Source organism: Polynucleobacter necessarius, from assembly GCF_900095175.1.
GTDB lineage: Bacteria > Pseudomonadota > Gammaproteobacteria > Burkholderiales > Burkholderiaceae > Polynucleobacter > Polynucleobacter necessarius_I.
In genome coordinates, this window is the sequence record NZ_LT606946.1 from 1,764,726 (window position 1) to 1,787,431 (window position 22,706).

Genomic DNA, 22,706 nt, shown 5'->3' on the forward strand with positions numbered 1-22,706 from the left:
CGTTTTAAACAACATTCCTATAATGGAACAAGCAAACACACTTAAGGCATCTATGGCTTGGGTTATTACTAAATATCTACTAACCGCAGGAATGGTTGTATTCATTTCTGAAGTTGCCAAACGAAGTGATAGGTTGGGCGGGTTTATTGCGGCACTGCCCTTAATGACCCTTTTAACTTTAGTATGGCTGTATGTAGAAAACCAGCCTGAAGAAAAGATTGCCAATCACGCCTATTACACCTTTTGGTATGTGATTCCAACACTCCCTATATTTATATTGTTTTCGTACCTGCTTCCAAGGCTAGGATTCTGGATGACGATGGGCGCGTCCGTAGTGGCAACAGTTATCTGTTTTGGCTTATTTGCCTTGCTGATGAAAAGCTTTGGAATTAATCTTCTTTAAATAAAAAACTGCCCGAAGGTGGTTTTAGTGTTTCTTGGTGGCCCAGGGTGGAATCGCAGCAAGACCCAAGGATGTATGGCTCTATTTGTGACCTAAGCGACCAGCTCAACCTTGCCCGTATTCAAATGATACAAACCGCCCGCTACTATTAACCTCTTATCATCAACCATCTTTCTGAGTAAAGGAGTTGATTCCTTAAGCTTGACCACATTGATTTTGATATTTTCTAAAGTGGTCGACGTTAACAAATTGCCCCCATGTTTTTGCCCTGCCTTAACAGCGGGACTTAAGGCAGATGTTATGTTCTGGATGTGGCCTGGATAATCAGTGTGGTTTTTTTCTGCATCAATCGCTGCTTTGACTGCGCCACATTCAGAATGCCCTAAGACCATAATTACTGGGGCTCTCAACACGGCAGCACCGTATTCGATGCTAGCCAAAATATCTGGGGTAACGAAGTTACCAGCCAAACGATTTACAAATAAATCACCACGACCCTCATCAAAGCAAAACTCTGGGCCCACCCTAGAATCGGCGCACGATAATATGGAAGCATAAGGATTTTGACCTTTGGCTAATGCCACTCTGGATTGATTAAAATCACGCACATTCAATTTCCCCGAGACATATCTTTTATTGCCGTCCATTAATCGCTTAAGAGCAGCCTCAGGAGTCATCACATTTGCAGGTAGTGGCGGGCTATCACTTGCCGCCCAAGCTATTTTGCCTCCAAGCATAGACAACATAAAAGCTGCGCTAAATATTTTCAGCGCATTACGGCGGGAATTTGAATTCATTTTCATCTCCTTAGAGTGGTTGGCGACATTACCCTTTTAACCCAGAAAGCATGAAAAAACTACCCGAAGGTGGTTTTGGTATTTCTTGGTGGCCCGGGGCAAAATCGAACCAGAGCCGAGGATGCGTGCCTCTAGCCCAGCTTATCATCGGCAATATGGTAATGGGGATCTTCATAGGAGTTGACCTCCACCATATATTTTGCTTTCTCCAATAGCTCTAGGCAATCAGGGCTCAGATGTCTCAGATGAAGCCGCTTACCTTCTGCCTGATAACGACTAGCCAGAGTATCGATTGCCTCTACAGCTGAATGATCAACCACCTTAGAGCGCCTAAATTCAATCACAACATGCTCGGGATCTTCCTTTGGACCAAACAAGTTCTGAAATTGGGCAATCGAAGCAAAAAAGAGTGAGCCCTCTAGCTCATAGACTTTCCATCCTCTGTCATCTGTGTAAGTTTTGACATTAATCCGTTTAGCATGCTGCCAAGCAAAGACTAGCGCAGCAATCACAATACCCAGAATGACGGCAATGGCCAAATCAGTAAATACGGTGACAACGGTTACTGCAACAACAATGATGGCATCATATCTCGGAATCTTTTTAAGCGCGGCTAAGCTGCCCCATTCAAAGGTTTTCTCAGATACAAAGAACATCACACCTATGAGTGCTGCCAGTGGAATAGCTTCAATCAGGCCAGATCCAAACAAAATGAAACTTAGTAAGAATAAAGACATTGAGATGCCTGACAATCTTCGTAATGCGCCGTTGTTTACGTTGATCATGCTTTGACCAATCATGGCGCAACCGCCCATACCACCAAAGAATCCCGTCACGATATTGGCAGCCCCTTGCGCCATATACTCACGATTAGGCTGTCCACGGGTATCAGTCATTTCATCAATTAAATTGAGTGTGAGCAAAGACTCAATCAAACCAATCGCAGCCAAAATAAGGGCGTATGGAAAAATGATTCGCAAAGTTTCAAAGCTCAAATCCACACTAGGAATGTGAAATGTTGGTAAGCCACCGGCAATAGAGCCCAAGTCTCCTACGGTCTTCGTTTCAATTCCTGTGAAGGCAACTAGCAAGGACACAACGAGAATGCCTACCAGCGTGGCTGGAACAGCTTTAGTGATCTTAGGAAAGAGATAGATGATGGCCATCGTCAAGGCAATGAGGCCTCCCATGACATATAGAGCTTGGCCACTCATCCAAGTAGTAACACCATCGGCATCCGTGACCTTGAAATGACTGAACTGTGCCAAGAAAATCACAATTGCCAAACCATTCACGAAACCTAGCATCACTGGGTAAGGCACCATCCGAATTAACTTACCTAGCTTTGCTGTAGCAAATAGCACTTGTAATATGCCCATCAGGACTACGGTAGCAAATAGATACTCGACGCCATGAGTAATAACCAATGCCACCATGACAACTGCCAGCGCGCCCGTAGCGCCAGAAATCATTCCTGGCCGCCCACCGAATGCTGAGGTAATGAGCGCGACGATAAAAGCGGCGTATAAACCAGTTAAAGGTGACACATGCGCTACAAGTGCGAAGGCGATTGCCTCTGGCACCATGGCCAGGGCAACAGTTAAGCCGCCGAGAATATTGATTTTGATTTCTTGTGCTGAGATTGACTTCATATTATTTCCACAAATACATTCCAACAGCCCAAAGGCAATTAGATTTTTGAATAACTAAAGAATTCAGCGATATGGGCTGAACTTAGATTTGAATGCCGCGAAGGCGAAGAATGAGAGCAATTACATTGGTGTTTTAATTTGTGACATTCTAAATCACTAGGGTGTTGATAATGACTTTGTCGTTTCAAAAGACATCACGAGCATCAGCAATGAAAAAACCACCCGAAGGTGGTTTTGGTGTTTCTTGGTGGCCCGGGGCGAAATCGACCGGGACTAAGGATGCCTTACTCTGTGGGAGGCAATTCTGCTCCCGCTGGTCTTTTGTAGCGGTTGTAAGACCACATATATTGGTGTGGCTTTGAAAGTATCATTTTCTCAAAACACTAATTCATTTCTGTACAGGCATCAACTAGGCAATTGGGAAAGGCTCCTGTCATCAATCGACTCTTAATTAGCCAGCCTCTTCCTAACCCCAGTCTTTCTGCTCCAACAAAAAGAATTGCTACATTTGCTTGGCGAGCTAATTTAATTGGGAATGAGGTTGTGTAAGCATATTGATTAAAAAATTTAGCCCATACACCATCGCCAACGCTAGGCACCCGATCTGCCAATAGGCCAACTACCTCACCTTTTACTAAAGCTCGTTTAATCTGACGAACCCCACTAATATTCGCTTCAACAAAATCAATTTCAGGGTGTTTACGTGACTTAAGCATAAGCTGATTCACCCATTTTTTTCTAGCTGGTCTATACATTACTGTTGCTCTTGTATGCTCAGCAAAAATACGTGGCACTATTTCAAAGCCCCCTAAATGTGAAGCAAGAACAATTAAGCCTTTTCCATTTTTGGATAGCTCAATAACTTGATCTAAATGCTCTGTGCTAACTTTCTCAATGGGCGATTTTGGATGTCGCCAAATCCATAATGTGTCAGCAAACATCATTCCAGATTCAGCCGCCACCCTCCACGGGGTTGATTTGAATCCCGAATAATGGGCTGCGCTCTGATGATTTTTATACAGGCGTTGTCGGTACCTAGAAGAAAACAAGTAAACCAATACGCCTATGCCTGCCCCAATAATTTGAATGGCTGCCAATGGAAGAGAGCTAAATAGCCTCAATGTGAAATACAACATTGGCCATTCTAGACGCTATTAATGAAAAACCACCCGAAGGTGGTTTTGGTATTTCTTGGTGGCCCGGGGCGGAATCGAACCACCGACACAAGGATTTTCAATCCTCTGCTCTACCGACTGAGCTACCAGGCCAAGAGTTGGAATTATAAATGAAACTGAAAATGGGCTTACTAAATTGGCGAACTGAGCTGACTCTGCCGGATTTTGCTGAGAAATCCTGCTGTGTGGGGATGGGAGACCCTACGGGACGGTAGAATTAATAGACGGGGGATTAACGAACCAACTTGCCCAGCTCGGCAAGCAAATTAATTGACTTGGTACTGGGCACTAGATACTTCACTCTTCCATCATGTTTATCTTGCACAAGCTTAATTGCTTTTTTAGCAACCAACCTTTTGATGATTCCATGAATGGTGGCAGGAGAAGCAATAAAGTCCATATCCAATAATTGCTTAACTCTAAATGCCTCTTGTTTTAAATATTGCCTAGTGATCACACGCAATACTAAGCACTCTTTTATTGAAAAATTGCACTGATTGCGCATTGAGTCTCTGCGATCCACAAAATCAAGATATGCAGTAACGTATTTTGTGGTGGTGTTTGCTACAGGCATAATGAATTTTAACTATTAGGCCGAGAACTTTCTTGCTCAAGGTCAATTATATTGCCATGACTATCCCCGTAGTTACCCTAAGATTTCCTCTCATCTTATCAATTAGCCCATCTTTAGAGCTGTAAAGATGCTTTCTCTTGTAGACAACATTTAGATTTACAGAACATATTTGATATAAATTTCATAACAAATATATGCTCAAAAAACTACTCGAATTTATTCTTCCTGCACGCAGCTCTTTTGTTATCGAAGAAATAGACCCCATTCGAAATGTGGTCGTACTGGAAGACAAGCAGTTTGGTATTCGCGCTGAAGTCAATATTGGCCCCAAAGAGCTAAGAGAAGCCAAAATTGCTGGGCCTTATTGTGTTGCGCTTCACTACAAAGATGGTACCAGCAAAAAAACAAGGTTTATGAAATAACTTGGCATGAATTGATATGTTCAAGATCTATAGACAGCCTAGATCATTTCAAATCATTAGGATTAATCACGAACTTCAAATGCTTGTAATACAAGACCAATTCAGCGGCTTAAAAATTGAAGCCCCTTATGGCCCAAGAGAACTTAGACATGCTGAATTTATTGGAGAATACGAATTGCGAATTGCTTATTGTGACGATAGCGAAAAGATTATTAATTTACTGATGCAGGGTTACTAGATCGGGACGTGATGATGTAATCATAAGAGGACATGCCTACACTTCAGGAGGACTCCAAACCCCCGAGAAAAGAGGCGTTTACTTCTGCCTTAAGATGGCTTACGACAACAAAATACTTAACCTACTACCAAATATAGCTAACTCAGCGATACTTCAAGATTAAAGCAATTATGCGTAGGCTGATCCAAGCTGCCCTGGCAATCACTGTATCCCATCAATATCTATGCCCGAAGCCATTCTTGGATGTACCATACAACTAACAGCAAAGCTCTAGCTGATTAACGCTAAGTGCAAAGAAGTCTGAATAAATGTCGACAATTTTGGCTTAGATTAGCCAATTTATTAGGGGCGCAATATGAAAGCTCATTCACCTAATCCCGTCATCATTGGTGCAATTGTGGCCATAGTGATTGCAATGGGATTGTTCTTTTATAAGCACTATTACGGCAATTACTCTCCCTCTAAGATGCAAACTCCCACAGCGATCAGTGGGGGCGAAAGTCCTATTCTCAGTCTTACTGCGCCACCCGTAGAAATAAAAGTATCGCCAGTAGAGCTTCCCATATTAGGCAACTCACCAAAAAATATCAATACAGCCTTATTAGAGCTTTTTGGTGAAAAAGCGCTACTGTCATTATTGAGGATAAATGATTTCATCAATCATTTTGTTGTAACCGTTGATAATTTAGGTGGCCCAGTCTCTTCTATTGAAAAGTGGCCAGTTAAAAAAGCAGATGGGCGATTCCAAACTGAGATACGTGATGGTCAAGTGGTTATTGCTTCCACTAACGCTCAACGCTATCAAACTTATGTTGACGCCATTAAGAAAATTGATCTTCCAAAAGCTGCAGCGCTTTACTTTGCTTTCTACCCCAAGATTCAGGAGACTTATGCAAGTATTGGCTATCCTGATAAACAATTTAACCAGCGTTTCATTCAAGTCCTGGACTTATTAATTTAAACTCCCGAAGCCTCTGAATTTATGCCAGTCGAAATGATGAAAGTAGGGGGTCCATATCAATTTGCCCAACCATGGACTCATTACCAGTTTCAAAATTCCTTATATGAACAACTGACCATTGGTCAAAAGATCATGCTAAGACTGGGGCCTCAAAATGAATCCACAGTAAAAGCGAAATTAAAGTCTTTTCGGGAGCTGATAAATCGCCCAATTCCATCGTGAGGCGGTTAAAGCAGGCGGAGAGCGTTACGTACAATAAGATGTAATGCATATTCAAGTATCAAAGGGCTTTAATGCTCGCAAATATTAAGTGATGGCAACTTGGTTTATCTGTCCGCAAGCAAGCTGGGAGAACGCAGTAGCAATATAGAAGTGCTCGTGGGTTAGATAGGCAGAAATATAAGAATCCTCTGCTCTACCGATGTGGGCTACTGAGATAGCCACCCACACGCATCAGAATTATCTCCCACCTTCCATCCCGATGGCGAACCAAAAGAAGCTATCTGTAACTCTTTGTTATTGCCAATTCTTCTGAATCAGAGGCAACCTTCCCCGTGAGGCCTGGGTAAGGCCAATAGTAGCCATTGAGCATCCCATAACTAGACGCCATACAAATTTATCCTACTTAATTAACCATCCTCCACCTAACAAGGCTTGATGGTGTGGGCAGATAAAAATATTGGAACTATTGCTCCGCTTATAGAAGAATCACTGATTTTCAAATGAATCTATAAACCCACTTCTTTCATCATGCAACGATTGCAGCATAATTTATTTGACGATGAAATAGGAAATTTTGGGCTACTTTTTTAACATCAAATGTATGCGTCCCGCTTAACTCTTCTGCGCGCAGCATTAATTCTTCAATTGAGACATTCAATGCATCGCCTTTGCATGCAAATAGCACTTGATTTGCATAATCACTTTCCAATACCTTGACAGAAATATTATTAAAACTTTGATTAACCAATTCTTGGTATTGCTTATTTTTATTGTGCTCTCCAAGTAAATTAATCATCAACATACCGCCTGGCTCCAAGCTATCAAAGCAATCAAAGCAATCAAAGCAATCAAAGCAATCATCATAGAAATTTTTGGTGCATAACTGAGATGGCTGTCCATCCTTATTAAAACCATCAATAATGATTACATCAAGCCGCTCTTTTTGTTTTTTTAAGTACTGAGCGCCATCTGCAAGTTTTACTTCAAATGAATCGCTGTCACTTGGAATTTGAAATACATCGCGCAATTGAATTATTTTTGGATCATTCTCAATGACCAACATATGTGTGTTTGGCAAGTGTCGATGGCAATATTTAGCGATTGACCCACCGCCCAAACCAATCATGGCTATTTTCTTGGGGCTGGCATTAAATAAAGTGAAGCCCATGATGCTTTGGGTGTAGTTCACCACCAAGCGAATGGGGTCGTCTACATCCATCAAACTTTGCACCGCATCATAATCAAAATGCAAAGAGGTGAATTTGCGACTTTCAATGGCAAACGGCTCACCGCTAGCTCTATCGCAATGTTCGGTCATTTTGAACTCACGCATCTTCATTTTTTAAAGTACTGCCTCCCGATTACTCTGTAGAAGCCGCTCTAACTGCTCTGAATTTCCGTACTTATGTACATAGTCGCGAATCATTTGGCGCACCACCTGAGAGGGTGTTTGATCCCTTAATTCACAAATTTCCTCAAAAACTTGTTTTTTTATAGGGTCAATTAACAAGGTAAGTCGCGCAGTTCGGTTTTCCATAGTGTCTTCCTTTATGTTAATAATATGTTAATATAGTTAACATAATGACGCAATCAATAACTCCATCAACGGCGTCTTTTGTTTGCGATAAATCTACTTTGAGCTGCCATATCTAAAAGGTAATTAAGGGCACAGCACACACCATGAGTTTAATAAATGGATCTTCGCTTGGATCTACTCAACCCACGCATTCACTTAATTGCTCCAGCTGTGAGCAATTCAAACCACTTGAGGGCGGCGTATTAACGCATACCAGCAACGGAGAAAAAGACTGGAAATGCGCCACCTGCTTCGCGCAAAAAAATCGTATGGAACTGCAAAGGCAAGAACTGAGTTTACGTAGAAGATGAATGACCATTCAAATATAACTACCAACCAGTGGATTAAATCGTCTGGCATATTGAACGCAAAAGTCGTAAAGGCTTTTCAGGAGTGGAACGACCTAAGCGACGGTGAAATATTTAGCATCATGGAGAATTGCCTGTTAGCTGCAAGACGAGCAAATAAAGAAACCAAGCTGAACTTACATGGATTTAAGCAATACTATTTCTATTCGTACATTCTGAATCATTTTGATCAACCGATTGGCTTAAGGAAATAATGCCCATCCAAGCCATTCAATTACTGTCTAGCCCACAGCGATCCAAAAAAACAAATTATCAACTTGGTGCCTTTCTCGCCTTTGTCGCTGGGGCAATTAATGCCGGCGGCTTTTTGGCTGTAGATAGGTACACATCTCATATGAGTGGAATTATCTCTGCGGTTGGCGATGACTTAGCCCTAGGCAATATCATGCCCGTCATTGTTGGCTTGATTCTGTTAGTGTCATTTATCTTGGGGGCAGCGACTACTGCGCTATTAGTAAATTGGGGGAAACGCAGACAAATTCGCAGCCAATATGCCCTCCCCTTACTACTAGAGGCATTTGTATTACTTTTATTTGGCCTTCTAGGCTCATATCTCACTAGCTATATTCAGCTGACTATACCGGCCATAGTCTTTTTATTGTGTTACGTCATGGGACTTCAAAACGCCATTGTCACTAAGATGTCAAATGCGGAAATTAGGACCACCCACATGACTGGAGTTGCAACAGACATTGGCATTGAAGTTGGCAGAATGCTCTATTGGACTCGATCTGAGTCTGCAAACCAGCATCACTACGTTAAATTTAACAATCAAAAGCTCAAACTTCATTTCCTGATTTTAGGGATGTTTCTCATTGGAGCATTTACTGGAGCAATCTCCTTTAAGCGCGTTGGTTATATCTCCGTACTGCCAATTTCTGCGACATTATTAATGATCTCTATGTCTCAAATATTTAGAGATCTTAAGAGGGCAATTCAAAAACACCCCTAAGGCTTAAATCATGAATCATTTTATAAGGCTATGTATTATTTTGAGTATTGCAGTTTCGCTCCTCGGTTGCTCTCAGAGAGGAGAATCTGAAAACTTTTTTTGCTATGGAACAAGTTTTACCCATAAAAATAATGTTCTTGTAGATAGCAAAGAAGAAAAAAGAACCTATTCCATTGGGGAAAAATGGGGTAGCAGACCATAAGTGCGACTTTTCAGAGCGAACCATCTTGTGTCGTTCCGACTCTATATCTGGTGAGGGGGTGCTCACAAAAGAATTAATTATTAATCGGGAATTTCGATTTGTCGTTGAGATTGAGACATTAGCAGCCAGAAGAAATGCCAACAATATGTCGGGCCAAGTTATCTACGAGGCCAAGTGTGATCAAGGTTTTTTTGTAATCCTTATGCCAAATAGCATAAATTATTTGACACGTAAGATGAAATTTTGCTCATCCTGTAGCCGAGATCAGATTGAGGCAACTGGTCAAATGATCCAAACCGCCTCCAAAAAGAAACGGTGGATATGCGGGGCCTGTTTTATTTGCAGAAAGAATAGGTCTGGCTCCGCAAGAAATCCAGCAGTAGATGCTTCCAAAGATGGCAATTAGTATTAAATTCCCTTTAGAGCCCCTATCAAAAACCCTTCGTTTCTGCTCCTCCTATGGGAGAGAAAAGATTATTGAAGGGGGCAAATGGCTTGACACTAGCAATAAGAAGCGACGTTGGATCTGTGTCTATTGTTTATATAACCGCACCCATAGAATTAGCTCACGCTGAACAATTAAACCCGGTTTGCCAGGCGTCGCGTAATTAAACGCTTTTCAAAAGCGTTTAATTTGGAACAGTTTTATAGTTTTCCCAATACTCTAGGGGTGGGCAATTAACCACCCTCTATCTTACCTACCGCCTTAGAATCAAGACATGAAATCACTAATTCGCTGCCCCTGGTGTGAGGGCTTTGATCTATATCGCCAGTATCATGATACTGAATGGGGTGTTCCACTGCACGATAGCAGGCAATTATTTGAATTGCTGATATTGGAAGGTGCCCAGGCTGGTCTTTCTTGGTCAACCGTCTTAAAAAAGCGAGAAACCTATCGCGAAGCATTTGACAACTTCGACCCAAAGAAGATCGCCAACTATGACGATAAGAAGGTGGCTGAACTATTGGTAAATCCTGGAATTATTCGTAATCGCCTTAAAGTAGCCGCAACGATTGGCAACGCTAAAGCTTATTTGGCCCTTGAGAGAAGTGGGCAACCCTTCAATCAATTTCTTTGGGCATTCGTTAAAAACAAACCCATTCAAAATAATCATCTCTCTTTAAGTGAGCTGCCATCAAACTCACCTGAATCAGATGCAATGAGCAGGGCATTACTAAAAGCCGGATTTAAGTTTGTTGGCACAACAATTTGTTATGCGTTTATGCAGGCCAGCGGAATGATTAATGATCATCTCGTTTCTTGTCATCGACATGCCGCAGTGAAAAGGAAGACAAAAATATAGCGTCCATCAACTAGCCGATTAACTTTTTTGCGCTAAATCAAATACAAAATATCTCGCCAATTCAACGCTGTCGATGCCATTCGGGAAATATTTGAAACCACTGAGAGCCAATAGATCCAGTGCTTGTAGGGCGGTAGGCGCAACCAGCCTAGACCCAAATGCGCAGAACTGTTTTAATCTTCTATCCTAGCCTTTCAATCATAAATGAAGCTCTATTCCAGCTCGAAAAACAGCTTAATGAGGGCCAACAATTGGCTAGGTCCTGAAAATCTAAATGGGCAGGGGTATTGCTGGGGGCGCGATTAAGGGCCTGTAAGTTTTAGCCTAAGCATCTTGCTCTTGGGCAGATTTATTGAATACCACCATAGCCAAGGACATGACGATAAATGCTATCCCAAGCCGACCATGCTGGATCAATCTTTGCTAAATAGCCGCTAATAGCTCCACTAACAATAAATAACAAAATGGAGGTGAGTCTTCTGACCTAGCGCTCACTTTTAGAGGCAGTTAATGGCGACTCGGCAATCAGCGAGGTATATGTTCCCGTCAACAGACTAGTCGCTAAATCTTGAACGCCATGTACTCTGACGATAGTTGCCATGGCACCCATAGCCATTGATAAAAGATTAACCAGCATATCTCTGAGGGGCTGATGTGTTTCCGGCGCCCGCCAAATAGTTAAGGCCATTGCAATGCCCAGTAGCAACCAAACAATCCAAAAAGCTTTGCGCGAGCGGATTTCCGCCACCACAAACTTTCATCACCCTTGCTGCAATGATGACGCCGATAGTAAAACCGTCCAAGGCCCGAAGATACTTGAGGCCCATTTCAATTGGATGGCCATCTGCAAGTGCAATAGTGAACATCAATATATTGCCAGTCATCATTGCAGAAAATACGCCATCCAGACCCACAAAACAGGTGACATCTACTAAGCCACAAACACAGGCTAAAAGATAGATAGCATATTTATGCTCAGGGATGCGCATCAAAATCCTTGGTTAAGTTAGTTAACAAAATCAAGCGCAGCGAATGAAATCAATTTTTCCTCTACGTCGACTGAGCTGGCAGGTGAATAGACATTTAAATTCTACTGAATAGAGTCCTTCTTAGGGAGTAATGCTTAAACGTAAGTAGGCCCCAAAAACAACTAAGTGAATAATGCCTTGAGCAAATGTCGCCCTTCCCATCGAAATAGTCATGATGCTTAGGATAAAGGTGAGCATTAAGGTGAGCATTAAGAAGACTAATGATTTTGCATCGAGGCCCAGCGTTAGAGTGATGCCAAATACATAAGAAAGAACAGCTACCACTGGAATGGTGAGGCCTACGCTAGCCAAGCCTGACCCAAATGCTAAGTTAAAACTATTTTGCATTTTGTTGTCGATGGCTTGTCTGATTGCGGTAAAAGACTCTGGCAATAGCACTAAACAGGCAATCAAGATTCCAACGACTTCGTGTGGTGCGCCTGCCGCCTTAACTCCAGTCTCAATAAATAGGGCCAATTGCTTGGCCAACACAATCACGGCGGTTAATGAGGTGAGGAGCGCAAAGGCCCCAATAATTGTTTTGCGATTACTTGGCTTAGGGTGGGATTTTGAGCCTTCTTCAGCATGATCAAAGATAGGCGCCAAAAACATCGCCTTATGACGAATAGTTTGGGCATACACAGGTCACATACAAAATAAAACATGCTATAGCAGCCCCTCTGAGTTGAGGTAGGGAGTAATTAGGCCCTGGCGTACTAGTTGTATAAGTAGGCAAGACAAATGCTAGTGTAGATGCCGTAATTAAAAGAGCTAGTGCAATATTGCTACCTTCAGACTTAAACACAGTCTCATGATGTTTAATGGCGCCTATCAATAAACTAACGCCTACTATGCCGTTACATACAATCATGATGGTGGCAAAAATAGAATCTCTTACGACTGCTTCGCTACCAGGAGTTCTGCTTAATAAAATACTAGCAATCAATGCCACTTCGATCACAGTCACTGCAATAGCCAATATTAACGTCCCATAGGGTTGGCCAACTCGATGTGCGATGATTTCGACAAAATACACCGAGGCAAGTACTGCGGCTATAAGTGCAATCGTCAGAATTAGCGCTGTCATCATGGGATATATTTTTTACTATTAGTTTTATTATTTCTTAGATCTCAGCACCAAGAAGTTTGGCACACTTAAATTCCAGTGAATTGCGCAAGCCCTAAATAAGAATATTTGTGCGGAGCAAAGCACCTCGCCAATCAGAGCATGTTCAGGAAAAGACTTTAACACTGCAACCATGGACACACAACCCAAGAGCACCGGAATAATATAAAGCTCACTGGACATCAATAATGTTTTTCGTTCGGCAATGACATCCCTGATGACTCCACCACCAATTGCAGACATCACGCCAAAAATAAGGGGAAGAATCGGTACGGTGTAACCAAACTCCCAAACTTTGAGAGTCCCCTGTACGGCAAATAAAGCCGCGCCAAAGGCATCTAAATACAACATTAATAGATACACTTTATTAATTCTGAAAAGTGGTTTTGCAATAAAGACACAGGCACTAGCTAGTACAGCCAAGCGAATCTCAGTCGCATCCGGCAACCAAAATACGGGCTCACCAATCATAAGATCGCGCAAAGTTCCGCCACCAACAGCAGTAATACCGCCTAAAACAACTACTGCAAAAATATCAATATCGTCTTTCTCATTCACCGCAAGGACTGCCGTTATTGCAAAAGCAATGGTTGCGAGATTGCCTAACCAGAAATTAAGTGTTTGGAAGTCCATCGGGATCCTTAAATTTTGCTCGGGCAGCATGAAGTTTCTTATAACTATCAAGCAAGCGATGATTTCTATCGAGGCCCTCAAGCTTTATGCTTGTGGGAGTCAAACCATAGAATCGGACAGTACCGTCTACCGAACCCATCACAGCATCCATTCTCTCGTCGCCAAACATTCGGCGGAAGTTTGCCATGTAGTCATCCAGCTCCAAATCTCCATCTAGCACGGCCTCTAACACCGCATTTAGTGCCTGATAAAACAATTTGCGTTCGACTGTATTGTCGTTATATTGCAGAAAAGCGCCGACAAGCTCATGTGCCTCTTCAAATTGTTTTAAGGCAAGATGAATGAGCAGTTTCAGCTCCAGAACAGTTAGCTGACCCCAAGGCGTATTCTCATCAAACTCAATGCCAATCAATGTGGCAATATCGCCGTGCTCATCCAACTCATTATTTTCCAAGCGCTCAAGTAGTGCAGTCAAACTTGCATCATTTAAGTTTGATAGATTCAAAATATCTGAGCGGAACAATAGCGCTTTGTTGGTGTTATCCCAAATCAAATCTTCGACTGGATAAATCTCGGAATATCCTGGCACCAAAATTCGGCAAGCGATCGCACCCAGCTGATCATATACCGCGACGTAGGCCTCTTTACCCAGAGGCTGAAGAATGTCAAATAATGTAGCGGCTTCTTGAGCATTTGAGTTTTCCCCTTTTCCAGAAAAATCCCAATCAACAAAATCGTAATTTGATTTGGCGCTGAAGAATCGCCACGACACAATCCCACTAGAGTCGATAAAGTGCTCAACAAAATTATTTGGCTCAGTCACTGCCTCACTTGTAAAAGTGGGTGGGGGTAAATCATTCAAGCCCTCCAGACTGCGACCTTGCAGGAGTTCTGTTAGGCTCCGTTCCAGAGCGACCTCCAAGCTTGGATGTGCCCCAAAGGATGCAAATACTCCACCTGTTCGAGGATTCATCAAAGTAACGCACATGACGGGATAGACGCCGCCTAGTGATGCATCCTTTACCAGCGCCGGAAAGCCCTGCTCCTCAAGGCTCTGAATGCCAGCCAGAATGCCGGGGTATTTTGCAAGCACCTCTTGTGGAACATCTGGCAAAGCAATTTCATCTTCAATAATTTGACGCTTAACTGCTCGCTCAAAGATCTCTGACAAGCATTGCACCTGCGCTTCGGCTAGTGTGTTGCCAGCACTCATGCCATTGCTGACATACAAATTTTCAATTAAGTTGGATGGGAAATAAACAGTCTTACCATCTGAATGTCGCACATATGGCAATGAACAAACACCGCGCTCGACATTGCCAGAATTGGTATCGATTAAATGTGAGCTACATAGTTCACCATCAGCATTAAAAATCTCTAGGCAATACTCATCCAGAATTTCTTTGGGTAACGCATCTTTTGGTCCCGGCTTAAACCAACGTTCATTTGGATAATGAACAAAATGGTCATTGGCAATATCTTCACCCCAAAATACGCCCGCATAAAAATGATTGTTACTCAGTCGCTCGATATACTCGCCCAAAGCAGATGCTAAGGCGCTTTCTTTGGTAGAGCCTTTGCCGTTGGTAAAACACATTGGCGAGTGTGCATCGCGAATATGCAAAGACCACACATTAGGAATCAGATTGCGCCATGAGGCAATTTCAATCTTAATTCCTAGATTGGCGAGCACAGCAGACATATTCGCAATGGTTTGCTCTAGCGGCAAATCCTTACCCGGAATAAAGGTGCTTACATCTGAGGCCGAGTTCAAAGTTAAAAGGCTCTGCGCATCAGCATCTAGGTTTTTAACCTCTTCAATGACAAACTCTGGGCCCGCCTGCACAACTTTCTTGACCGTACAGCGTTCGATGGATCGCAAGATACCCTGACGATCATTGGCAGAAATATCTTCTGGCAATTCAACCTGAATTTTGAATATCTGTTGGTAACGATTTTCTGGGTCGACAATATTATTTTGCGAAAGGCGGATATTCTCGGTTGAGATATTGCGTGTATCGCAATACAGCTTCACAAAATAGGCAGCACATAAAGCTGAGGAGGCTAAAAAGTAATCAAAAGGCCCGGGGGCTGAACCATCCCCCTTATATCGAATGGGCTGATCAGCAATCACCGTGAAGTCATCGAACTTGGCTTCGAGCCGCAACTTATCGAGAAAGTTAACCTTTATTTCCATGGGAATAATTCCGAAATGATGTGAGCGCTATTATCCGTCGCAACGTCAACGCTGTGTGCCACATCATTGTCCCCACACATTCATTTCCAGGGGCTCATGGCGGAGTCTTACTGCTCGGCTTTATTGCGTGACGTGTCGATTCCTAAGGCTTTTAGCTTGCGGTAGAGATGGGTTCGCTCCAGACCTGTGTATTCAGAAATCTTGGTCATGCTACTGCCCATGATGATCATTTGATGCTCAAAATAGGCTTTTTCGAATAAGTCTCTAGCCTCACGGAGCGGCAAATCAAAATAGGTTTTTGCAATTCCGCTAATGTACTCCCCTTCTTGCGCTTGGGTCGCTTGCTTGCTAGCTGCTGCTCTAGGAATGGGGGTGGATGAAGGTGCCGAAGGTGTCTTCTCCTCCACAGGCTCAACATACTTAGGCGCGCTCTCAAGCGCTTTATTGACTGTCTTTAGTAGTTTTTGAAGTGCAATTGGCTTTTCTAAGAAGTTGAGTGCGCCAATGCGTGTAGCCTCAACCGCAGTATCGATCGTGGCATGTCCAGACATCATGACTACTGGCATCGTGAGCTGACCCGTCTTAGACCACTCCTTTAATAGAGTAATACCGTCAACATCTGGCATCCAAATATCAAGCAAAACGAGGTCTGGGCGCATTTGTTCGCGGATTGTACGAGCCTGCATAGCGCTCTCAGCCGCATAAACAGTGTGACCTTCATCCGTCAGAATCTCATTGAGAAGCTCTCGGATTCCCATCTCATCGTCGACCACCAAAATACTTGCCATACTTATGCTGCCTCTTTTGCCAGATTCATAAACAAAATTGATACTTGTGCACCGATCACTTCGTCTCCCCGCATGCGGTTTCGAACTTCAATTTTGGCGCCGTGATCATCCACGATTTTCTTCACTACTGCCAGACCCAATCCGGTGCCCTTGCTCTTTGTTGTTACATACGGCTCAAATGCCCTTGCCAATATCTTAGCTGGAAATCCTGAACCGCTATCACTTATCGTTAGGCGCACCGCATTCTGTGGCACACCATTGACTTCACCGTAAGACACTAATTCAGTTTTTACTTCAACTGGCTCAGCTTGATGCTTACCCTCAAGAGTAGCATCTTGTGCATTCTGCAAAAGATTATGAGTAATCTGCCTGAGTTGCGTAGGATCGCCCATGATGTTTGGACAACGCGTATCTAGTTGGGTTTTTATGGGGCTGCCTTCGTACAAACCCAAAATCTCTTGTGTCAAGGTGTTAATAGAGACTGATTTCAGTTGTGGGCTGGGCGTTTTTGCAAAATCCCTAAAATCATTCACCATCTCCTTCATAGCCTGAACTTGTCCGATGATTGTTTCAGTACTCCGATTCATCATCTCTTCTTGCTCGGGGCTCAACTTACCTGCTAACTTATGCTGCAATCTCTCTGCTGAGAGCTGTATAGGGGTTAGCGGATTCTTAATCTCATGCGCTAGGCGTCTGGCAACCTCACTCCAAGCAATCGAGCGCTGAGCGCTGACTACATCAGTAATGTCATCAAACACCACCATGCGTAAATCCGCAGTTAACTCGGTTCCGCGAATAAATAAGGTCACGCCAGGTTCATTCTCAAACTCGTTTGTACTGTGGAGCTGAATCTGTTTTTGCCATACTGGTGCAGATTTCTTGGCCTCTAAGTCAGGCTGACCACTCTCTACACTCACTGCTAACTTCATTGTGGCAAAGCCCTCTTTAATTGCCTGATCAAATTCAACAAGACTTGGGCTGTCACTTAAAGGGCGTCCATCCATTTGCGTTAGGTCTTGCCCAAAAATACGATCGGCACCTGCATTGCTTGAAACCACATTGAAATTTTTATCAAAAATACAAACGCCCGCAGTTAAATTACCCAATACTGTTTCTAAGAATGATTTGGATTCTTGGAGGGATGTCCTGGTATCGGCCAACTGACGGGTCATCAAATTAAATTGACGGGTTAACATCCCCAGCTCGTCCCCAGTGTCCAACTCTGGTTTGGGAGATAAGTCACCCTGAGCAACAGCCTGAGTCCCCTCTAATAACATCAACAAAGGTCTGGCTAGCTGACGGCCCAAAGTTAAAGCCAAAGTAACCGCTACAAATAATGCAAAAAATAGCGTTAATGTAAGTGTGCCCACAAACATTTTCCTTAAGCCAGTTCGGCCCAAGGACTTCTCTTGATAATCGCTATAGGCAGACTCAACTGTAACGATATTTTTAGCTAATGGTCCAGGAATAAAGCGCACTAACTGTAAAAAATATTTATCTTCCACCTCTCTGACAGAACCCGATTTACCGAAGAGCTGCTTTTTGCGCACAATCGGGATGATTGCCCTCACTCGGTAACCGCGCTGACCACCATCTATTTCTATTTGCTCTACAGAAGTGATGCCCTTCTTTTTAAATGCCTCAACAATGACATCGGGAGCGGGTGCGGGAAGATATTTTTTAGGCCGTGATTCACTAGTTAAGATCAAGTTGCGCTGGATACCAAAAAGACTTACCTCTTGAATACCAAATTGATTGCGAATCTTCATCACCATCGGACCAACCTGCTCAGAGGTTGCGCCCGATGGGACCTGAATAATTTGCTCGGCAATGTAATTGCCTTCAGCCAAAATCTCTTCTTGTGCAACACGCAGGGTAACGCGCCCCAGCTCAAGCCCAGCATCTAGTGCAAACTCTGCCTGCACATCAAACCACGTCTCAATGCTGCGAGAAACGAACTGCAAAGAGACGCCATACAAAATTAAGCCTGGGACGACGCCAACCAAAGCAAAAATCATGGCTAGCTTAGCAATTAAGCGAGTACCAAATCGGCCCTTACGCCAACGAATGGCAATGACTATCACCAAGGTCAAGATGACCAGTGTTAAACAAATACCAATGATGACGTTAGCTGCATAAAGCCAAATGAAATAGTTATCAAAGAACTCGGTATTTGATGTTGCAATAGATAACAACACCAATAGTAGGAGCGCAAAAGTGCCAATCACTGCCATCGCTATCGGCAGAGCGCGCCTTTTCCAAATGTCCCTCTCAAACGCATTTGATCCAATGAAGTCTAAAGATATCTTCATCGTTTAATCAGGTTGGGACCGGTCGGTAAAAATGGAAAGCGAACCCAATCACTAGTGACATTCCAGTCACGATTGTTTAGCGCATTTACCTGAAATGGCTTGGGTAGCTTACTCAAATCTAGAGTCATTCTGAGTGCTGCAGTGTAAGACTTGCTTGCATCAATCTGGCTGCCATCAATAACTCGCCAACCGCCGATACTCCCAACGGCCTGCAAGGCTTCAAATATTGTTTTTGCAGAAAAGGTAAAGCCTTCAGAGGCGATACGATATTGCTGAGTCATTGGCTGATATGACAAGCGCGTTAGTCGCTGTGCCAGTGCAGGCTTTTCATCAAACCAATACCAGCGTGAACGGGTTACATCAAACTCAGTCTGAAAATATAAGACAACCCCTTTTTGAACTGCGTCTTCTAGGCCAGGGCTTAATTCAATCTTAAAAGTAGCATTCAATAGCCAGTCGTTATCCACCCGCTCTAGCTCAGCAGATTTAAGTTTGATTCCCTCTGCATTTGCAGCCACCGAAAATAGACTCAGCGTTATCAAAACACAAAGGGTGAATTGTTTAATGCATTGGCTCATGGCCCTTTTTTCTTAAACAAAGCATAGAAAAAACCATCATTTAGCTCAGCAGGCAAAATTTGTCCGGGAGCGCTTAATCGTAACGCATCGGCATGCTCATTCACAAACCAAGCGGCCTGCTCCTCGCCCTCTTCCGGAAATACGGAGCAAGTCACATACAAAAGCGTGCCGCCTATCTTCAGCATCTTCCACGCTTGCTCCAAAATAGCGCGCTGCCTTAGTTGTAGTGCCTTAATATCTGCCTCACGACGCAAGAAGGGAATATCGGGGTGTCTTGAAACAATGCCAGATGCGGAGCAGGGTGCATCCAATAGGATTTTGTCAAACAGCTTGCCGTCCCACCAGGCGGTCTTTGAGGCGTCGCCACGCACCACCCGAACGTCGTCAGATTGCAATCGCAATCGATCTAAATTACCGCCAATTTTTCCAAGACGCTGACCATCCAACTCCAATGCAATCATCTCGCATTGCGCTAGTTCCAATAAATGGGCAGTTTTTCCACCAGGCGCAGCACAAGCATCCAATACACGCTCTCCTGGTTTTGGATCAAGGAGAACTGCTGCAATTTGGGCCCCTGCATCTTGAACAGAAACGGCGCCACTATAAAATCCTGGCAAATCGGATACCGGCACGGGCGCACGCAAGACCAATGCAGAATTCAATGGGATTCCAGCAACGCTATCAATGGGCTCAGAAACGATGCCTACTTGATGCAATAAATCTTGATATTCCTGACGAGTATGCTGCTTGAGATTCACCCGCAAAATTAAGGGCGCACGTTGGGCCTGCTGAATCAACATGGCCTGCCAAGACTTCGAATAGTTGCGCTTCAAACTTGCTCGCCACCAGGGCGGGAAGAAGATAGGAATAGGATCTGGGGGATAGGGCTTCTCATTCTCAGCCTGAACTGCCAGGCTAACCTTACGCAGTACAGCATTCACTAAGCCCTTGGCATACAGCGTTGGCTCATATTCACTGCAGGCCTTTACTGCCTGATCAACGATCGTATGGGCCGCATAGCCCTTACCTTCCGCACCACTTTGCAAGAACAAGGCGATTGCTACGCTTAATAAATGCTCTACTTCTACTGATGGTGTCTTTGGAGTGAATTGCTTAATGAACTCATGAGATCTCACCCACTTACGCAAAGCGTCAAATGTAAGGCTTTGAACAATAGGGCGTTCGTGCGCATCCAGTTGATCCAATACTTCTGTGAGTGATCGACCCACCCATCACCTCACCTATTGCTTGCGCAGAAATAGTGATCGCCTCGGATAGCGGAAGACTGCGTGGTGTTTTTTGGTCAGTCAAATTATTCCGCTCCGGGGTAAACCCCGTTTTTAGACATGCTAATTAAACGAGCTACCCGCTCCTCCATTGGGGGATGGGTAGAAAAAAGTTGAGAGAGGCCACCAGCGGTCAGAGGATTAATGATCATCATCTGCGCCGCTTCAGGATGCCGCTCAATTGCTTGAAATGGGATACCTTGAGCATAAGCATGAATTTTTTGCAGGGCCTGCGCCAAGGACTCGGGATCAGAGCTCATTTCAGCACCGCCACGATCGGCCTCATATTCGCGCGCCCGAGAGATGCTCATTTGAATTAGGCTTGCTGCCAAAGGCGCCAAAATCATTACCGCCAATGCCGCTAGGGGATTGCCTTGCCGACCCTCTGAATTTCGACCACCAGCAAACATCGCTAAATTTGCCAACGCAGAAATGGCGCCAGCCATAGTTGCTGCGACAGTAGAAATCAAAATATCTCGGTGCTTTACGTGTGCGAGCTCATGCGCCATTACACCGCGCAACTCACGAGGCGAAAGAATTCTGAGGATGCCGGTGGTTGCTGCAACAGCAGCATTCTCCGGATTGCGACCGGTTGCAAATGCATTAGGTGCATCCTCATCAATTAAAAATACTTTAGGCATGGGGAGTCCAGCCTTTTCAGCCAGCTCTTTAACCATGGCATACAGCTGGGGAGCAGAATGCTCATCTACTTGCTGTGCATTCGTCATCTTGAGGACCATCGTATCTGAGAACCAGTAGCTAAAAAAGTTCATTCCGATTGCGATCAGCAGCGCAATCAACATCCCCTCTTCACCACCAAGCATGCCACCAACTACGATGAAGAGAGCAGTAATTGCCGCCATCAAAATCGCGGTCTTTACTAAATTAAACATTTACGTCTCCTTGCCTGTTTGCCGTCTTTTCAAACCTCATTAGATGATGTGCACTTACTCCACCAGGAATGCATAGACTTGCAGAAATTCTTTTCCCGCCTGGTTTTTGCATTTCTAAAATCTCGATCACGCCCTCACCACATTGAACATACACACCATCAGCACTACGGCCTACAATTTGTCCAGGCTTAGCAGCTGGATCCACTTCCTCTTGCTTGGGCAAACAAGAGTTCCAAAACTTAAATTGCTCACCTTGAAGGCCGCTCGTCGACCCGGGAAATGGATTGAAAGCTCGAATGCGTCGATCAATTTCAACGGCGCTTAGCTGCCAATCAATTTCTGCCTCGTTCTTTAATATTTTTTCTGCATAGGTAATACCGATACTAGGCTGTGGAGTTCTTAAAGTGACAATGCCCTTATCTAGATCATTCAGAACCTTGACCATCAACTCAGCGCCCAGCCTAGCAAGACGATCATGAAGTGTTGCGCTAGTTTCGTCAGATGTGATTTTCAGATCACCCACCAAAACGGTATCGCCAGTATCTAAACCAGCATCCATTTGCATGATGCTCACACCCGTGCAGGTGTCACCATTCTCAATGGCACGCTGTATTGGGGCTGCGCCACGCCACCTTGGCAACAAAGAGGCATGAATATTAAAGCAGCCAAATCTACCATTGCGAGATGCAAGGTCCAGAACATCTTGAGGAAGAATTAATCCATACGCAACCACTACCATTGCATCAAAATCAATGCCAGATAAATATTGATATGCCTCAAGTGCTGCCGCTTGTTTCTGGAAGTCAGGATGGCTCTGTTTAAGAGATACCGGTTGCAATACAGGAATATTTTTTTCTTGCGCAAAAAGTTTTACGGGGCTCGCCTGCAGATGCATGCCGCGACCCGCACGACGATCCGGCTGAGTAAGGGCCAAAACAATTTGATGACCAACCTTTTCTATTGCGTGCATTGCTTGCGCAGCAAACTCTGGGGTACCAGCAAAAACAATTCTCATTGGG

22 protein-coding genes, 1 tRNA gene and 1 pseudogene are annotated in these 22,706 nt (G+C 43.9%); 5 read left to right on the forward strand and 19 right to left on the reverse strand.

What is annotated here, in order from left to right:
- Positions 1-52: 52 nt before the first annotated feature.
- Positions 53-403: a DUF3147 family protein gene (locus DXE44_RS09210; RefSeq protein ID WP_114654421.1), complete on the forward strand. Its 351-nt coding sequence runs from the start codon at positions 53-55 to the stop codon at positions 401-403.
- 92 nt (positions 404-495) lie between these two features.
- Here the strand turns inward: DXE44_RS09210 and DXE44_RS09215 are convergent, their stop codons facing one another.
- The 5 genes from DXE44_RS09215 to DXE44_RS09235 form a co-directional block, all read right to left on the reverse strand.
- Positions 496-1,206: a carbonic anhydrase gene (locus tag DXE44_RS09215; protein ID WP_114654166.1), complete on the reverse strand. Its 711-nt coding sequence runs from the start codon at positions 1,204-1,206 to the stop codon at positions 496-498.
- A 125-nt stretch (positions 1,207-1,331) separates the two neighbouring features.
- Positions 1,332-2,852 carry a SulP family inorganic anion transporter gene (locus DXE44_RS09220; protein WP_114654167.1) on the reverse strand — a complete coding sequence of 507 codons (1,521 nt, stop codon included), beginning with the start codon at positions 2,850-2,852 and terminating at the stop codon, positions 1,332-1,334.
- 383 nt (positions 2,853-3,235) lie between these two features.
- Entirely contained in the window at positions 3,236-3,988 is a 753-nt protein-coding gene (locus DXE44_RS09225; RefSeq protein WP_114654168.1) for an LpxL/LpxP family acyltransferase, read from the reverse strand.
- Between the two features lie 56 nt (positions 3,989-4,044).
- A tRNA-Phe gene (locus DXE44_RS09230) sits at positions 4,045-4,120 on the reverse strand.
- Between the two features lie 139 nt (positions 4,121-4,259).
- Entirely contained in the window at positions 4,260-4,601 is a 342-nt protein-coding gene (locus tag DXE44_RS09235) for a MarR family winged helix-turn-helix transcriptional regulator (protein WP_114654169.1), read from the reverse strand.
- 194 nt (positions 4,602-4,795) lie between these two features.
- Between DXE44_RS09235 and DXE44_RS09240 the strand changes: the two genes are divergently transcribed.
- Positions 4,796-5,023, forward strand: a complete 228-nt coding sequence (locus DXE44_RS09240; RefSeq protein ID WP_114654170.1) for a hypothetical protein — start codon at positions 4,796-4,798, stop codon at positions 5,021-5,023.
- Between the two features lie 704 nt (positions 5,024-5,727).
- A pseudogene (locus DXE44_RS10835) lies at positions 5,728-6,444 on the forward strand (DUF3014 domain-containing protein).
- 526 nt (positions 6,445-6,970) lie between these two features.
- Here the strand turns inward: DXE44_RS10835 and DXE44_RS09260 are convergent.
- On the reverse strand, positions 6,971-7,777 hold the full coding sequence (locus DXE44_RS09260) for a spermine/spermidine synthase domain-containing protein (RefSeq protein WP_162785912.1): 807 nt from the start codon (positions 7,775-7,777) through the stop codon (positions 6,971-6,973).
- Between the two features lie 9 nt (positions 7,778-7,786).
- Positions 7,787-7,981 carry a CopG family transcriptional regulator gene (locus tag DXE44_RS09265; RefSeq protein WP_114654175.1) on the reverse strand — a complete coding sequence of 65 codons (195 nt, stop codon included), beginning with the start codon at positions 7,979-7,981 and terminating at the stop codon, positions 7,787-7,789.
- Between the two features lie 600 nt (positions 7,982-8,581).
- Between DXE44_RS09265 and DXE44_RS09275 the strand changes: the two genes are divergently transcribed.
- The gene (locus tag DXE44_RS09275; RefSeq protein ID WP_114654177.1) at positions 8,582-9,340 is read left to right on the forward strand and encodes a YoaK family protein; all 759 of its coding nucleotides are present in this window, start codon (positions 8,582-8,584) and stop codon (positions 9,338-9,340) included.
- 921 nt (positions 9,341-10,261) lie between these two features.
- Entirely contained in the window at positions 10,262-10,846 is a 585-nt protein-coding gene (locus DXE44_RS09285; RefSeq protein WP_114654179.1) for a DNA-3-methyladenine glycosylase I, read from the forward strand.
- A 484-nt stretch (positions 10,847-11,330) separates the two neighbouring features.
- Here DXE44_RS09285 and DXE44_RS11110 read toward each other — a convergent pair whose 3' ends face one another.
- From DXE44_RS11110 to fmt, 12 genes are all read right to left on the reverse strand, one after another.
- Complete coding sequence (locus tag DXE44_RS11110) at positions 11,331-11,534, reverse strand: hypothetical protein (RefSeq protein WP_114654180.1); 204 nt, start codon at positions 11,532-11,534, stop codon at positions 11,331-11,333.
- Positions 11,473-11,835 carry a DUF1275 family protein gene (locus tag DXE44_RS09295; RefSeq protein WP_114654181.1) on the reverse strand — a complete coding sequence of 121 codons (363 nt, stop codon included), beginning with the start codon at positions 11,833-11,835 and terminating at the stop codon, positions 11,473-11,475. Before DXE44_RS09295 ends, DXE44_RS11110 begins: the two co-directional genes overlap by 62 nt.
- A gap of 120 nt (positions 11,836-11,955) precedes the next feature.
- On the reverse strand, positions 11,956-12,480 hold the full coding sequence (locus DXE44_RS09300; RefSeq protein WP_162785914.1) for a calcium:cation antiporter: 525 nt from the start codon (positions 12,478-12,480) through the stop codon (positions 11,956-11,958).
- 10 nt (positions 12,481-12,490) lie between these two features.
- Positions 12,491-12,964 (reverse strand): calcium:cation antiporter, encoded by a 474-nt coding sequence (locus tag DXE44_RS09305; RefSeq protein WP_114654183.1) that lies wholly within the window; start codon positions 12,962-12,964, stop codon positions 12,491-12,493.
- Positions 12,965-12,991: 27 nt separating this feature from the next.
- Positions 12,992-13,633, reverse strand: coding sequence for a trimeric intracellular cation channel family protein (locus DXE44_RS09310; RefSeq protein WP_162785915.1), 642 nt, complete (start codon positions 13,631-13,633; stop codon positions 12,992-12,994).
- Positions 13,614-15,830 (reverse strand): OsmC domain/YcaO domain-containing protein, encoded by a 2,217-nt coding sequence (locus DXE44_RS09315; protein ID WP_114654185.1) that lies wholly within the window; start codon positions 15,828-15,830, stop codon positions 13,614-13,616. Before DXE44_RS09315 ends, DXE44_RS09310 begins: the two co-directional genes overlap by 20 nt.
- Positions 15,831-15,937: 107 nt before the next feature.
- On the reverse strand, positions 15,938-16,618 hold the full coding sequence (locus tag DXE44_RS09320) for a response regulator (RefSeq protein WP_114654186.1): 681 nt from the start codon (positions 16,616-16,618) through the stop codon (positions 15,938-15,940).
- Between the two features lie 2 nt (positions 16,619-16,620).
- Entirely contained in the window at positions 16,621-18,930 is a 2,310-nt protein-coding gene (locus tag DXE44_RS09325) for a sensor histidine kinase (protein ID WP_114654187.1), read from the reverse strand.
- Entirely contained in the window at positions 18,927-19,508 is a 582-nt protein-coding gene (locus DXE44_RS09330; protein ID WP_114654188.1) for a DUF4390 domain-containing protein, read from the reverse strand. Before DXE44_RS09330 ends, DXE44_RS09325 begins: the two co-directional genes overlap by 4 nt.
- On the reverse strand, positions 19,505-20,713 hold the full coding sequence (gene rsmB / locus DXE44_RS09335; RefSeq protein ID WP_231970644.1) for a 16S rRNA (cytosine(967)-C(5))-methyltransferase RsmB: 1,209 nt from the start codon (positions 20,711-20,713) through the stop codon (positions 19,505-19,507). Before rsmB ends, DXE44_RS09330 begins: the two co-directional genes overlap by 4 nt.
- Positions 20,714-20,820: 107 nt before the next feature.
- A complete protein-coding gene (htpX, locus tag DXE44_RS09340; RefSeq protein WP_114654189.1) occupies positions 20,821-21,687 on the reverse strand; it encodes a zinc metalloprotease HtpX in 867 nt (288 codons plus the stop codon).
- Complete coding sequence (gene fmt / locus DXE44_RS09345) at positions 21,680-22,702, reverse strand: methionyl-tRNA formyltransferase (RefSeq protein ID WP_114654190.1); 1,023 nt, start codon at positions 22,700-22,702, stop codon at positions 21,680-21,682. The genes htpX and fmt overlap by 8 nt, the downstream gene beginning before the upstream one ends.
- Positions 22,703-22,706 lie beyond the last annotated feature (4 nt).